Source organism: Clostridium estertheticum (genome assembly GCF_026650985.1).
GTDB lineage: Bacteria > Bacillota > Clostridia > Clostridiales > Clostridiaceae > Clostridium_AD > Clostridium_AD estertheticum_C.
On record NZ_CP086239.1, the window covers coordinates 1071272 to 1084711 of the forward strand.

14 protein-coding genes are annotated in these 13440 nt (G+C 30.9%); all 14 read left to right on the forward strand.

Annotated features, from left to right (window positions below):
* Nucleotides 1-20 precede the first annotated feature (20 nt).
* The 14 genes from queA to LL038_RS05470 all read left to right on the forward strand — a co-directional run bounded on the left by queA (nt 21) and on the right by LL038_RS05470 (nt 13368).
* Nucleotides 21-1046, forward strand: coding sequence for a tRNA preQ1(34) S-adenosylmethionine ribosyltransferase-isomerase QueA (gene queA, locus LL038_RS05405; RefSeq protein ID WP_216121583.1), 1026 nt, complete (start codon nt 21-23; stop codon nt 1044-1046).
* Nucleotides 1047-1103: 57 nt separating this feature from the next.
* Nucleotides 1104-2228, forward strand: coding sequence for a tRNA guanosine(34) transglycosylase Tgt (tgt, locus tag LL038_RS05410; protein ID WP_216121581.1), 1125 nt, complete (start codon nt 1104-1106; stop codon nt 2226-2228).
* A 105-nt stretch (nt 2229-2333) separates the two neighbouring features.
* Nucleotides 2334-2624 (forward strand): preprotein translocase subunit YajC, encoded by a 291-nt coding sequence (gene yajC, locus LL038_RS05415; RefSeq protein ID WP_216121579.1) that lies wholly within the window; start codon nt 2334-2336, stop codon nt 2622-2624.
* 102 nt (nt 2625-2726) lie between these two features.
* Nucleotides 2727-3095: a TIGR04086 family membrane protein gene (locus LL038_RS05420; protein WP_216121577.1), complete on the forward strand. Its 369-nt coding sequence runs from the start codon at nt 2727-2729 to the stop codon at nt 3093-3095.
* 70 nt (nt 3096-3165) lie between these two features.
* Complete coding sequence (scfA, locus tag LL038_RS05425) at nt 3166-3303, forward strand: six-cysteine ranthipeptide SCIFF (protein WP_071612985.1); 138 nt, start codon at nt 3166-3168, stop codon at nt 3301-3303.
* Nucleotides 3304-3364: 61 nt separating this feature from the next.
* Complete coding sequence (scfB, locus tag LL038_RS05430; protein ID WP_216121575.1) at nt 3365-4729, forward strand: thioether cross-link-forming SCIFF peptide maturase; 1365 nt, start codon at nt 3365-3367, stop codon at nt 4727-4729.
* A gap of 79 nt (nt 4730-4808) precedes the next feature.
* Entirely contained in the window at nt 4809-6047 is a 1239-nt protein-coding gene (gene secD / locus LL038_RS05435) for a protein translocase subunit SecD (protein ID WP_216121573.1), read from the forward strand.
* Nucleotides 6048-6051: 4 nt separating this feature from the next.
* Nucleotides 6052-6918: a protein translocase subunit SecF gene (gene secF / locus LL038_RS05440; protein WP_216121571.1), complete on the forward strand. Its 867-nt coding sequence runs from the start codon at nt 6052-6054 to the stop codon at nt 6916-6918.
* Nucleotides 6919-7056: 138 nt separating this feature from the next.
* Nucleotides 7057-7929 (forward strand): DHH family phosphoesterase, encoded by an 873-nt coding sequence (locus LL038_RS05445; RefSeq protein WP_216121569.1) that lies wholly within the window; start codon nt 7057-7059, stop codon nt 7927-7929.
* A 56-nt stretch (nt 7930-7985) separates the two neighbouring features.
* Nucleotides 7986-8504, forward strand: coding sequence for an adenine phosphoribosyltransferase (locus LL038_RS05450; protein WP_216121567.1), 519 nt, complete (start codon nt 7986-7988; stop codon nt 8502-8504).
* A gap of 116 nt (nt 8505-8620) precedes the next feature.
* Nucleotides 8621-10804, forward strand: coding sequence for a RelA/SpoT family protein (locus LL038_RS05455; RefSeq protein WP_216121565.1), 2184 nt, complete (start codon nt 8621-8623; stop codon nt 10802-10804).
* 32 nt (nt 10805-10836) lie between these two features.
* Nucleotides 10837-11283 (forward strand): D-aminoacyl-tRNA deacylase, encoded by a 447-nt coding sequence (dtd, locus tag LL038_RS05460; RefSeq protein WP_216121563.1) that lies wholly within the window; start codon nt 10837-10839, stop codon nt 11281-11283.
* Between the two features lie 10 nt (nt 11284-11293).
* On the forward strand, nt 11294-11902 hold the full coding sequence (locus tag LL038_RS05465; RefSeq protein ID WP_216121561.1) for an MBL fold metallo-hydrolase: 609 nt from the start codon (nt 11294-11296) through the stop codon (nt 11900-11902).
* 38 nt (nt 11903-11940) lie between these two features.
* The gene (locus LL038_RS05470; RefSeq protein ID WP_216121559.1) at nt 11941-13368 is read left to right on the forward strand and encodes a coproporphyrinogen III oxidase; all 1428 of its coding nucleotides are present in this window, start codon (nt 11941-11943) and stop codon (nt 13366-13368) included.
* Nucleotides 13369-13440: the final 72 nt, after the last annotated feature.

Genomic DNA, 13440 nt, shown 5'->3' on the forward strand with positions numbered 1-13440 from the left:
TAAAGAAAGGGTGTATTACTTTGAAAGTAAAGGATTTTTATTTTGACTTACCAAAGGAACTTATAGCGCAACATCCACTTGAAAAAAGGGATGAGTCAAGGCTTATGGTAATCAATAAAACTAAAAAAGAAATAGAACATAAACATTTTAAAAACATAATAGATTATTTAAATCCAGGTGATTGTTTAGTATTAAATGATACTAGAGTGTTACCAGCAAGGCTACTTGGAGTTAAAGAGGGAACCGGCGGTAAGATGGAATTCCTACTCCTTAAAAGAATAGACATTAATAGGTGGGAAACTTTAGTTAAGCCTGGTAAAAAAGCAAAGATAGGAGCTAAATTTATCTTTGGCAATGGAGAGCTTAAAGCAACTGTTATTAGTGATTCAGAGGGTGGAAGCAGAATCGTTGAATTTGAATATGACGGAATTTTTGAAGAAATTTTAGATAAACTTGGAGAGATGCCACTTCCTCCTTATATTACTGAAAAATTAGAAGATAAAGAAAGATATCAGACTGTATACTCGAGAGAGGAAGGGTCAGCTGCAGCTCCAACTGCTGGACTTCACTTTACAAAGCAGCTACTAGCACAAATCAAGGCTAAAGGTGTTAAAATTGCTTTTGTAACATTACATGTAGGTCTAGGTACTTTTAGACCTGTAAAAGCAGAAGAAGTCGAAGAACATGAAATGCACTCAGAGCATTATATGTTAAATGAAGAAACAGCACAGGTAATAAATGAAACAAAGGAAAATGGTGGGAGAGTAATTGCGGTAGGTACAACTTCTAACAGAACGCTTGAAAGTATTGCAGATGATAATGGAAGAGTATGTGCGAAATCAGGATGGACAGACATTTTTATATATCCAGGATATAAGTTTAAAATTGTTGATGCATTAATAACTAATTTTCATTTGCCAGAATCTACACTAATAATGTTGGTTAGCGCTTTTGCAGATAAAGATTTAATTATGGGAGCATATGAAACAGCGGTTAAAGAAAAATACAGATTCTTCAGTTTTGGAGATGCAATGTTTTTATATTAAAAAATAATAGTAAAGAAAGAGCTAACTCGTAATTATTGTATAGAAAGTAGGTTAATTATGTATAAATTGCTTAAGAAAAGTGGTAAAGTAAGACGTGGTGAATTTACAACACCTCATGGTACTATTCAAACACCTGTATTTATGAATGTAGGTACTCTAGCCGTAATTAAAGGTGCCGTATCAACTATGGATTTAAAGGAAATTAACTGCCAAGTAGAATTGTCTAACACTTATCATTTACACTTAAGACCAACAGATACGGTTGTGCGTAAAATGGGAGGACTTCATAAATTTATGAATTGGGATAGGCCTATTCTTACAGATTCAGGTGGTTTCCAAGTGTTTTCTTTATCAAAAATGAGAAAGATTAAAGAAGAAGGCGTTTATTTTAATTCTCATATTGATGGAAAAAAAATATTCATGGGTCCAGAAGAGAGTATGCAAATACAAAGTAATTTAGCATCGACTATTGCTATGGCATTTGATGAATGTATACCTAATCCTTCTACCAAAGAATATGTTGTAGATTCAGTAGCAAGAACTACAAGGTGGCTCGAGCGGTGTAAGATTGAAATGGATAGATTAAATTCTTTAAGTGACACTATAAATAACAAACAAATGTTATTTGGTATAAATCAAGGTGGAACATATGAGGATATTAGAATAGAGCATGCTAAAACAATTAGTAAAATGGACCTAGATGGCTATGCTATTGGTGGCCTTGCGGTTGGAGAATCCCACGAAGAAATGTATAGAATTATTGATGCAGTTGTTCCGCATTTGCCACAGGATAAGCCGATATACCTTATGGGAGTTGGTTATCCGAGTAATATATTAGAGGCTGTATCAAGGGGAGTAGACTTTTTTGATTGCGTATTGCCAGCAAGAAACGGAAGACATGGAAATGTGTTTACAAAAGATGGTAGAATAAATATGTTTAATGCTAAATTTGAGCTAGATGCTGGACCAATTGATGAGGGATGTCAATGTCCAACATGCAAACATTATACTAGAGCCTACATAAGACATTTATTTAAAGCAAAAGAAATGCTCGCAATGAGGCTTTGTGTACTTCATAATTTATATTTTTATAATAAACTTATGGAAGATATTAGAGATGCTATTGATAATGATTGCTTTGAAGAATTTAAGGCTGAGAAACTTGATCAGTGGAATGAATGAAAATAATTATTTACTATAATATGATTAGCCTATAAGATATATCTTTATAGGAAAATTATTTTATTATAAGTTAGAGAAACAATTATTGAAAGGAGGAGAATATAGATGGGACAATTAGGAAGTGTGTTTACAATGGTATTAATGCTAGTAGTATTTTATCTAGTAATATTTATACCAGAAAACAAAAGAAAGAAAAAATATGCTGCACTTTTAAACAATTTAAAAGTAAATGATGAAGTACTTACTAAAGGCGGTGTGATGGGAAAAATCATCAACATCCAAGACGAGTATATTATACTAGAAAGTGGTCCAGACAGAACTAGAATTAAGTTATCAAAAAGCGGAATTGGAACTGTTATAAATTTAAATACTGATGCAGTAGTAGAGAAAAAATAATGAATTATGTAATAAAACCCCTTTTCAAATCATAATTAATATTATAGATTTCAATAAAAAAATTGTTTGTTTATTGGAATTTATAGAAAAGGGGGGATTTACATGGAAAATAAAAAAAAGTATTCTTACGCTGGAGAAGGAGTATTTAGGGCTTCAATTTTAACCTTAATTATATTAGTTATTTATTCTATAGTAACAACTGTTTTGCCAGCTAGCATGAAGGTTACATCCGTTTTTTATATTGTAATAACACTAGTGAGTGTACTTTACGGATCTATATTCGCTGCGAAAAAAGCAGGGGAAAAAGGTTGGCTAATGGGTATTATGGTTGCTGCGACTTACATGTTGGTTTTGTACTTAGTTAAAGTCTTTGGTGGTGGAAGTGCTGCTATTGGAATGCGCGAAATAGTAAGAACTTCACTCGCTTTAGGTATAGGTACCTTATCAGGAATGCTTGGAATAAATTTATAAAATTACTTTATTTAGCTAGAATATTATGATATGATGTACAGGTCAACTTTATGATATGGAGGAATAAAAAATGAAACATATAAAAACTATAAATGCAGCAACAATCAAAGAAAGTTTAAAAAAACCAGGATGCAAGGAATGTGCTAATTCATGTCAATCAGCATGTAAAACTTCTTGTACAGTAGCTAACTTAGCTTGTGAAAACTAATAATGTTAACGGGGGCAGTAACTTAGGGTTACTGCTTTAAATTTAGTTAGGAGGAAGAAAATTGTCACTTATTCATAAATTTATCCAAGATAATGAACACTATGTAATTGATGTAAATTCTGGAGCACTACATATGGTAGATGAAATAGTTTATGATCTTTTAGATGAAAATGAACTTAGGAAAAAAGAAGATTTAATAGAAGATTTTAAAAATAAATATTCAATAGAAGATATTAGCGAAGTATATGACGAAATTCAAAGCTTAATTCAGGAAGAAACTTTGTACACAGGAGATTTATACAAATCAATTGCATTAAGTGGTGCAAAAGAAGAGCCATATATAAAGGCACTGTGTCTAAATATAATTCATGATTGTAACTTAAGATGTAAGTACTGTTTTGCTGACGAGGGTGAGTACCATGGCGCTAGAAAAGCAATGTCAGTAGAAGTTGGCAAGAAATCAATAGATTTTGTTTTAGAGAAATCTGGACCTAGAAAAAATATCGAGATAGATTTGTTCGGTGGAGAGCCACTTATGGCTTTTGAGATGATAAAAGAAATAGTTAAATATGCTAGGATTCAGGAGAAAATTTATAATAAATCCATAAGATTTACTATGACTACTAATGCAACATTGCTTACTGATGAGGTTATGAAATATATGGATGAAAACATGGGCAATATAGTACTTAGCATAGATGGCAGAAAAGCTGTTAATGATAAAGTTAGAGTAAAGGTAGATGGAAGTGGTTCATATGATAACATTCTTCCTAAAATTAAAAAAATGGTTGATATGAGAGATAAATCAAAACAGTATTATGTTAGGGGAACCTTCACTAGAGAAAATACTGATTTTTTTGAAGATATAAAACATATGGCAGATTTAGGCTTTAAAGAAATATCTATAGAGCCAGTAGTGCTTCCGCCTGAACATAATCTTTCACTTAGAGAGGAAGATTTACCAGTGATATTTGAGCAATATGATAAATTATATGCAGACATGCTCAAAAGATATAAGGATGGGACAAGCTTTAAATTTTATCACTTTAATATTGATTTGCAGGGTGGCCCTTGTGTATACAAGAGAATAGCAGGGTGTGGAGCTGGTCATGAATATGTGGCGATTACTCCAGACGGTGATATATACCCTTGTCATCAATTTGTTGGTAATAAAGATTTCCTTATAGGAGATATATATAATGGGATTACTAATAAAAAGATGGTTAAAGAATTTAAAGAAGCCCATATTTATAATAAACCTACTTGCGAGGAGTGCTGGGCTAAATTTTATTGTAGTGGTGGATGCCAGGCAAATAACTTTAATTTCAATGGAGATATGCATGTACCATATGAAATTGGATGCAAGATGCAAAAAAAGAGGATAGAATGTGCTATAGCTTTAAAAGCACAAACTATGAATAAGTAAATTATAATTAGGTAAGATTGACTAAATTTGTTAATCATAATATAATTGTAGTTATGAGTAAACAGTGAGGGGGATAAACATGAAAAAGAAGAAAAGCACGATACTGTTTCTAGTCAGTGTTTTTGTTGTTGGATTATTAGCATTTACAGGGTTTCACGGATTTACAATAGGAGACTATATGGTTAAACCATTTACTCAAACAATAAACAGAGGTTTAGACATACAAGGTGGAATTTCAGTACTCGAAGAAGTTCAAGGTGGAGCGGTTGATGCAAAAACCTTAGACAGGGCTATCGAACTTATTTCTATGAGAGTTAATAAAATGGGAATTAGTGAAACATTAGTTGCAAAAGAAGGTCTTAATAGAATTAGAATCGAAATACCAGGTAAATTTGATTCTAAAGAAATTCTTGATACTGTCGCTAAATCAGGAGAACTTAAATTTGTTGGTCCTGATAAAGTAACAATTCTTACTGGTAAAGATGTAAAAGATGCCACTGCAGCATACGGTCAAGATAATAAACCTGTTATAAATCTTGTACTTAATGACTCAGGTAAGACAAAGTTTGCAGCAGCAACTCAGAAATTTATAGGACAAAAGATAACTATTTACATGGATAAAGATGTATTAACAGATCCTACAGTACAAGTAGCTATTACAGACGGTAAGGCTGAAATTTCAGGGAGTGCAACATTAGCAGAAGCTACAACAAAATCACAAATTATTAAATCAGGAGCATTGCCTGTAACTTTAAAAGCTGTTTCAGTTAAAACAGTTGGAGCTACTTTAGGCGAAGCAGCAATGGCACAAAGTATGAAGGCAGGAGTTGTAGCAATATTATTTGTATTCCTATTTATGCTTTTATATTATAGAGCACCAGGGGTTATTGCGAATATATCTTTATTGTTATATATTGTTTTGGTTCTCGGAGCATTCTCAGCTATGAATGCCACTTTAACACTTTCTGGTATTGCTGGATTCCTACTTACAATTGGTATGGCAGTAGATGCTAATGTGTTAATATTCGAGAGAATAAGAGAAGAACTTAAAACTGGAAAATCAATAAAATCTTCAGTACATGCTGGTTTCCATAGAGCGCTTCCATCAATATTAGATTCAAACATAACAACTATAGTTGCGGGTTTAGTTCTTTATATGATGGGAACGGGTTCGGTTAAAGGTTTTGCACTAACGCTAGTAATTGGTGTAATTATAAGTATATTTACAGCACTTACATGTACTAAATTTTTATTGAAATTAGCAGTTGAAATGGGACTAATAAGTAAAACATCTCATTTTGGCGTAAAGAGGGGGTAAATATATGCTAAAGATAGTTGAAAAAACTAAACTATGGTTTTCTATATCTCTGATTATAATTATAATAGGAATGGGGGTCATAGCAACTAAAGGTCTAAACTTAGGTATAGATTTTAAAGGTGGTACAGCAATTACTATAAATATGAATCAAAAATTTGATAAATCAGATGTAGATAAAATAATTGATAAACACGCAAAGGGTGAATATTTATCCAAAACAATAAATGATGCTAAAGAAATCGAAATAACTGTAAAAAGCGATGCTCTTTCAGCTGATGAAACAGCAACCATGTTAAAAGAAATTAAAACACAATTTAAATCTAGTACTTTAATTTCAGAAGATACAATTGGTGCATCTATTGGTTCTGAATTAAAGTCAAAAGCACTAGTTGCTTTAGTTGTTGCTATGATTTTCATGTTGATTTATGTTGGTTTTAGATTTGAATTTAAATTTGCAGCCTCTGCAATACTTGCATTAGTACACGATATATTAATTACTATTACAGTATACGCAGTATTTCAAATACCAGTAAATGCAACATTTATAGCGGCTATTCTTACTGTAGTTGGGTATTCTATTAATGATACTATTGTTATATTTGATAGAATAAGAGAAAATCAGAGAATTATGAGAAAAGCAACTATAGCAGAAATTACTAATACCAGCGTTACACAAACAATGGCTAGATCAATAAATACAGTTGTTACAGTTTTAATTTGTATATTTTCGGTATGGGTATTCGTACCAGCTATAAGAGATCTTAGTGGTCCATTGTTAATTGGCATAGGAGTTGGATGTTATTCTTCAATCTTTATAGCAAGTCCTATGTGGGCATTTCTTAAGAAAAGAACTAAGAAAGTAACTGCATAATCGAAATTAATGGTTCGATTCAAACAATTAAAAACAAAGGGCAGAGAAGTATGATGTATTAATTACTTCTTTGTTTTTTTTATTTTACATAATAGAAAACTACAATTATATGTTTTCTATTAATATCGAGGAGTTTTTATGGTGGATTTTTTTAAAGACATACAAAAGAATAATAATGATTTTATAGAATATAACATGTATAATCCATTTTTATTAAAGGGAATGAAGGATGCATTAAAAAGAATTATAAAAGCGATAAATTATAGAGAAAAAATTGTTTTATATGGGTTTTATGATGTTGACAGTATTACTGCAATATCTTTATTGATGTTAGTTTTAAAGTTTGTCAACGCTGATGTTGAGTATTTTATACCAGGTGAACTTAGTGAAAATCGTGATTTAGTTGAAAAAGATATTACTGGTCATATAAAATATTTAGGACCTGAACTTATAATAACGTTAGGCTGTGGTACTAATTCTTTTAGTGAAGTAGAACTATGTAAAAGCATGGGGATAGATGTTATAATAACTGATTTTCATAAACCAATTAAACACGTCCCACATACTATAGTTGTCAATCCAAATCAAAAGGGATGCAATTACCCATTTAAGGAATTATGCACCTGTGGGATGACATTTAAACTAGCTCAAGCGATTTCAACTTACTACAAGATGAAATCTGTAAACAAATATATGGATTTAGTAATGATAGGTACTATATATAGCAAGAAAAAGATTGAAAGTGAAAATAAAATAATAGTCGAAGAAGGTATAAAACAATTAAATTGTACAACTAATTATGGAATTTGTGCATTGATAAAAATACATAATATTAATATTATTAATGAAGAAACAGTTCTAAAATTAGCATCCACAGTAAAACCAACAATTAATCCTGTTGGAAAAATGGATAATGCTAAAATTGTTGTCGAGTTATTTATAACAACAGAGAAAAATAGGGCACTTCAGATATCAAAATATTTAGATAAGGAACTTAAAAATAGTATATAATGTTTAGTATATGGCAAGAGTAAAAATAATATATTATTTAATTTAGGGGGATAACAATGGAACTTAAAAATAGTATTAGAGTAATAGAAAATTTTCCAAAGAAAGGTATTAGTTTTAAAGATATAACTACCATATTACAAGATGGAAAGGTTCTTAAGCAGACAATAGACGATATTGTTGAATATTTAAGAGATAAGCAAATAGATGTTATAGTGGGACCAGAGGCAAGAGGCTTTTTATTCGGGGTACCTGTAGCCTATGCTCTTGGAGCAGGATTTGTACCAGTTAGAAAACCTGGTAAGTTACCTTATGAAACTTTGCAAATTGAGTATGAACTTGAATATGGGACTGATAAACTTGAAATACATAAGGATGCAATAAAGCCTGGACAAAGAGTAGCTATCGTAGATGATTTACTTGCTACTGGTGGGACAGTTGCAGCGGTAACAAAACTTATAGAACAAATGGGTGGAGATGTTATTTCTTTGAATTTTGTAATAGAACTTACAGATCTTCACGGCAAAGAAAAACTTAAGGATTATGATATAATGTCTCTTGTAAAATATAATAGTTAGTCTAGTTTATTTAGTGAATAAATTAAAATTGCATAATTCTACAAATTACTATATAATATTAGTAAAAAGTATTGGCTGGTTATTTAACCAGCCTTTGATTTTAGGAGTGTATAAGCATGTTAGAAAAATTATTATCTAAGATTGAAAATAATTGTAATAATGTAGACAAAGACCTTATTATTAAAGCATTTAATTTTTCTTATGCTGCACATAAAGAGCAAAAGAGAGAATCTGGTGAACCATATATAGTTCATCCAGTTGAAGTAGCATGTATTTTAGCAGAAATGGGACTTGATACTAGTACAATTGTTGCGGGCTTACTTCATGATGTAATTGAGGATACAGTATATACTTTTGAAGATGTAAGCAGAGAATTTAATATAGAAGTAGCAAATTTAGTGGAAGGTGTTACTAAGCTTGGTCTCATAAAATATAAGACTAAGGAAGAGGAACAAGCTGATAATGTTCGTAAAATGTTACTTGCTATGGCAAAAGATATTAGAGTTATTCTTATTAAGCTTGCAGATAGACTTCATAATATGCGAACGCTTAAATATATGCCAATTGTAAAACAAAAACAAAAGGCAAAAGAAACCTTGGATATCTATGCTCCACTTGCACATAGGCTTGGAATGTCTAAAATAAAATGGGAACTTGAGGATTTATCACTTAGGTATTTAAACCCAAATGAATATTATAATCTAGTAAGAAAAATTGCTGAAAAAAGAGTTGAGCGTGAAGATAATATTAACAATATAATGAAAGAATTAAAATATAACTTAAATATTGTTGGAATAGAAGCTGAACTTGATGGAAGACCAAAGCATTTTTACAGTATATATAGAAAAATGGTTACCCAAAATAAGACTATAGATCAAGTTTTTGATTTGACTGCAGTTAGAATTTTAGTTAATGATATTGGTAATTGCTATGCGGCTTTAGGGATAGTGCATACAGTTTATAAACCAATTCCAGGAAGATTTAAAGATTATATTGCTATGCCAAAACCTAACATGTATCAGTCACTTCATTCAACAGTAATAGGACCACATGGAAAACCTTTTGAAATACAGATTAGAACCTATGAGATGCACAAAACTGCAGAGTATGGTATTGCAGCTCATTGGAAGTATAAAGAGGGTACAGATCAAAGTGATGATAAAAATCTTGATTCTAAACTTTCATGGCTCAAGGATATTCTTGAATGGCAAGGAGAAACTTTTGATGCAGAAGAATTTATGGAAGGTTTTAAAATTGATTTATTCTCAGATGAAGTTTTTGTATTTACACCAAAAGGTGAGGTTATTAACTTACCATTAGATGCAACTCCAATTGATTTTGCATATAGAATACATACAGATATTGGTAATAAGTGCATGGGTGCAAAAGTAAATGGAAGAATGGTGCCACTTGAATATCACTTAAAAACTGGAGAAATAGTTGAAGTTATAACTTCACCTACGGCTAAGGGTCCTAATATTGATTGGCTAAATATTACAAAAAGTAATCAAGCCAAGAGTAAAATCAAGGCCTGGTTTAAAAAGTCTAAAAGAGAAGAAAGCATTGAAAAAGGTAAAGAATTATTAGAGCGAGAATCCAAAAGACAAGAATATAATTTCGGAGTTATTGCTAAGGGTGAAGCAATAGAAAAAATATATAAAAAATACAACTTTAGAAGTTTAGATGATTTATTTGCATATGTTGGAGTGGGAGATATTATGCCTTCAACTGTAGTTAACAGATTAAAAGAGGTTTATGAGAATAAAAATAAACAAGAAAATATGACAGTCGAGGATATTGAGGAAAAGATAACTAAGACTATAAGCAAAGATGAGAAAAAGAAATTGGATTATTCAGGATTAATAGTTAAAGGTGAAGGAAATCTACTTGTACGTTTCGCTAAATGCTGTAATCCAGTTCCAGGAGACGAAATAATAGGTTATATAACAATGGGACGTGGAGTTTCTGTTCACAGACGTGATTGTAAAAACGCTAAATCGTTAATAGATAATGATGCAAATAAGGTTGTTGAAGTAAGCTGGGGAGCTTCAGAGGGCAAAGGTTATATTACCGAAATTCAAATTAAAGCAGATGACAAATATGGTCTATTATCTAGTATAATGGAGATAATAACATTAACTAAAACTCAACTTTATTCAATTAATGCAAAAACTTTAAAAAACAATGTAGCCTTAATAAATATAAAGTTAAAAGTTGCAGGTATAGATAATTTGAAAGAATTACAAAAGAAAATAGCTAAATTATCTGGTGTATTAGAAGTTTATAGGATTAAAAATTAAGAATTGTTTTATTTTATTTAGGAGATGTATTCATGAGAGCAGTAGTTCAAAGAGTTAAATCATCAAGGGTTGAAGTGAGTGGAAAAGTAGTTAGTGAAATAGGGTTTGGTTTAAATGTTTTAGTTGGAATATGCGATGGAGATACAATAGATGATATAAAGTACTTAAAGGATAAAATTTTAAACCTTAGAATTTTTGATGAAGATGATAAAATGAACAAATCTTTAGTAGATGTTGGCGGAGAACTTCTTATAGTCTCACAATTCACATTATATGGAGATTGCAGAAAAGGCAGAAGACCAAGTTTTATGCGGGCCCTTGGTGGTCAGCAAGCCGAAAAATTGTATTTAGAGTTTGTAAAACAGTGCGCAGAAGTAATAGGCGAAGTTAAAACTGGAGAATTTGGGGCGGATATGCAGGTTTATATCCAAAATGATGGCCCAGTAACTCTACTTTTAGAGAGTAAGAAAGATTTCTAGGAGGATTAGAATGGAAATTAAAAAAGTTATAGCAGGAATATATGGAGCAAATTGTTATATTGTAATGGATAAGAACACAGGTGAAGCGGTAGTGATTGATCCAGGTGGAGATGTTGATGATATTGTTAAAGTAATAAACAATATGGGTGCGAAAGTTAAGTACATACTTTTAACACATGGTCATGTAGATCATACATCGGGAGTTTGCGAACTTAAAGCAATAACAAATGCAATAGTTTGTATAAGCAAAAAAGATGATGATTTAATAACTAAAGGTGAGTATTTATTTGGACCTCTTATTAAAGGTGGTGCAGATAAATTATTAAGTGATGGTGATATAATAAAAATTGAAAACATTCAAATTACTTGTGTAGATACTCCAGGGCATACACCAGGTGGTATGAGCTTTTTAACAGGCAAATGTTCGTTTACTGGTGATACACTTTTTGCAGGTTCTATTGGGAGAACAGATTTCGTAGGAGGAGATTTTAATACTATAATTAATAGTATTAAATCAAAGCTTTTATGTCTTCCAGGCAACACTTTGGTCTATCCTGGTCATGGACCTGGTAGCACGATAAATAAAGAAAAATTAAACAATCCATTTTTACAGGATTAATATGGTGTATAATACACTATGTTTATTAAGGAGTTAAGATGATAAAAGTAAAATTAAGTAATGAACAATTTAATTATGATGTATTTCAAATCATAAATTTATTTTATTTTTTCCCGGATATTAAATTCGTAGAAGAAGATTATGATTTTAATATTAATGTAGGGGAAACTGTAATAGATATACAAGGCGAGCCTGAAAGTTTTAAGTATTTTGTTAATAATACATATAAACTTAAGGATGAAGTTAAAAAGGCTGTTTTTATATATTTTTCTAAAAACACAACTCAGGAACTTCCTTGGGGTACAATAATAGGGATTAGACCTTCTAAAAAAGCTCTTGATTTGCTCGAAAGGGGAGTATCAGACGATAAAATAATCGCAGAGTTTAAAGAAAAACATGTTACAAGAGAAGATAAAGCACAACTTTGTATTGATGTTGCAAAGTTTGAGAGAAATATTGTTAATAAACAAAAGAATAATGTAAGTATTTATATTGATATGCCGTTTTGTCCTACTAGGTGCATATATTGTTCTTTTACTTCTAATCCTATAGGTAAATGCAAAAATATTGTTATGCCTTATCTTGAGGCTTTAGCCCATGAGATTAAGAGTATAGGTGAGTATGTACGCGTAAAGAAGCTAAATATAGAATGTGTATATTTTGGCGGTGGTACACCTACAGCAATAAACAATGAACAATTTGAGTTTATAATGAATTATATATATGATGCATTTATTTTGCAAAACAATGTTCGCGAATTTACAGTGGAATGCGGAAGACCGGATAGCATAACACGTGAAAAATTAATTACTATGAAAAAATATGGAGTACATAGAATAAGCATTAACCCTCAAACTATGAATGATGATACATTGAAATTAATTGGAAGAAACCACAACGTAGAAGATGTTTTTGAAAAATTTGAAATGGCAAGGGAATTAGGGTTTGATAATATAAATATGGATTTGATAGTAGGTCTACCTGGAGAAAAAATTTCGCATATGGTTAAAACTTGTAATGAAATTTATAAGATTAAACCAGATAGTATTACAATTCATGGTATGTCTATAAAAAGAGCTTCAAGGCTCCATGAAAATATGCTTAATAATTATAGGTTTGAAGTTCCAGGGCAAGAAGAATTAAATAAAATGTATGGACTTACTGTAGAATTAACAAAAAAACTTAATATGAAACCATACTATATGTATAAGCAGAAAAATATGATAGGTAATATGGAGAATGTAGGATATACAGCACTTTCTAAAGAAGGAATCTATAATATTCAAATGATTGAAGAAAAACAGACAGTCATTGCGCTAGGTGCAGATGCAGTTTCTAAAGTTGTGTTTTTAGATGAAAATAGACATGAAAGGTTCGCAAACGTAAAGGATGTTCGTGAATACATAAAAAGAGTAGATGAAATGATTGATAAGAAAATTTTATTACTAAATACATTATATACTTAAAATTATAATGGATATTAAAGCGCCTAAGGGTACTAAGTTAAGTGTTAATATAATTTATCAAAGGGAAGGAGA

Excerpts from the sequence above, each read along its gene's own strand:
- tgt (WP_216121581.1), top strand. The coding sequence starts at position 1,104 with ATGTATAAATTGCTTAAGAAAAGTGGTAAAGTAAGACGTGGTGAATTT.
- yajC (WP_216121579.1), top strand. The coding sequence starts at position 2,334 with ATGGGACAATTAGGAAGTGTGTTTACAATGGTATTAATGCTAGTAGTA.
- LL038_RS05420 (WP_216121577.1), top strand. The coding sequence starts at position 2,727 with ATGGAAAATAAAAAAAAGTATTCTTACGCTGGAGAAGGAGTATTTAGG.
- scfA (WP_071612985.1), top strand. The coding sequence starts at position 3,166 with ATGAAACATATAAAAACTATAAATGCAGCAACAATCAAAGAAAGTTTA.
- secD (WP_216121573.1), top strand. The coding sequence starts at position 4,809 with ATGAAAAAGAAGAAAAGCACGATACTGTTTCTAGTCAGTGTTTTTGTT.
- secF (WP_216121571.1), top strand. The coding sequence starts at position 6,052 with ATGCTAAAGATAGTTGAAAAAACTAAACTATGGTTTTCTATATCTCTG.
- LL038_RS05445 (WP_216121569.1), top strand. The coding sequence starts at position 7,057 with ATGGTGGATTTTTTTAAAGACATACAAAAGAATAATAATGATTTTATA.
- LL038_RS05450 (WP_216121567.1), top strand. The coding sequence starts at position 7,986 with ATGGAACTTAAAAATAGTATTAGAGTAATAGAAAATTTTCCAAAGAAA.
- LL038_RS05455 (WP_216121565.1), top strand. The coding sequence starts at position 8,621 with ATGTTAGAAAAATTATTATCTAAGATTGAAAATAATTGTAATAATGTA.
- dtd (WP_216121563.1), top strand. The coding sequence starts at position 10,837 with ATGAGAGCAGTAGTTCAAAGAGTTAAATCATCAAGGGTTGAAGTGAGT.
- LL038_RS05465 (WP_216121561.1), top strand. The coding sequence starts at position 11,294 with ATGGAAATTAAAAAAGTTATAGCAGGAATATATGGAGCAAATTGTTAT.
- LL038_RS05470 (WP_216121559.1), top strand. The coding sequence starts at position 11,941 with ATGATAAAAGTAAAATTAAGTAATGAACAATTTAATTATGATGTATTT.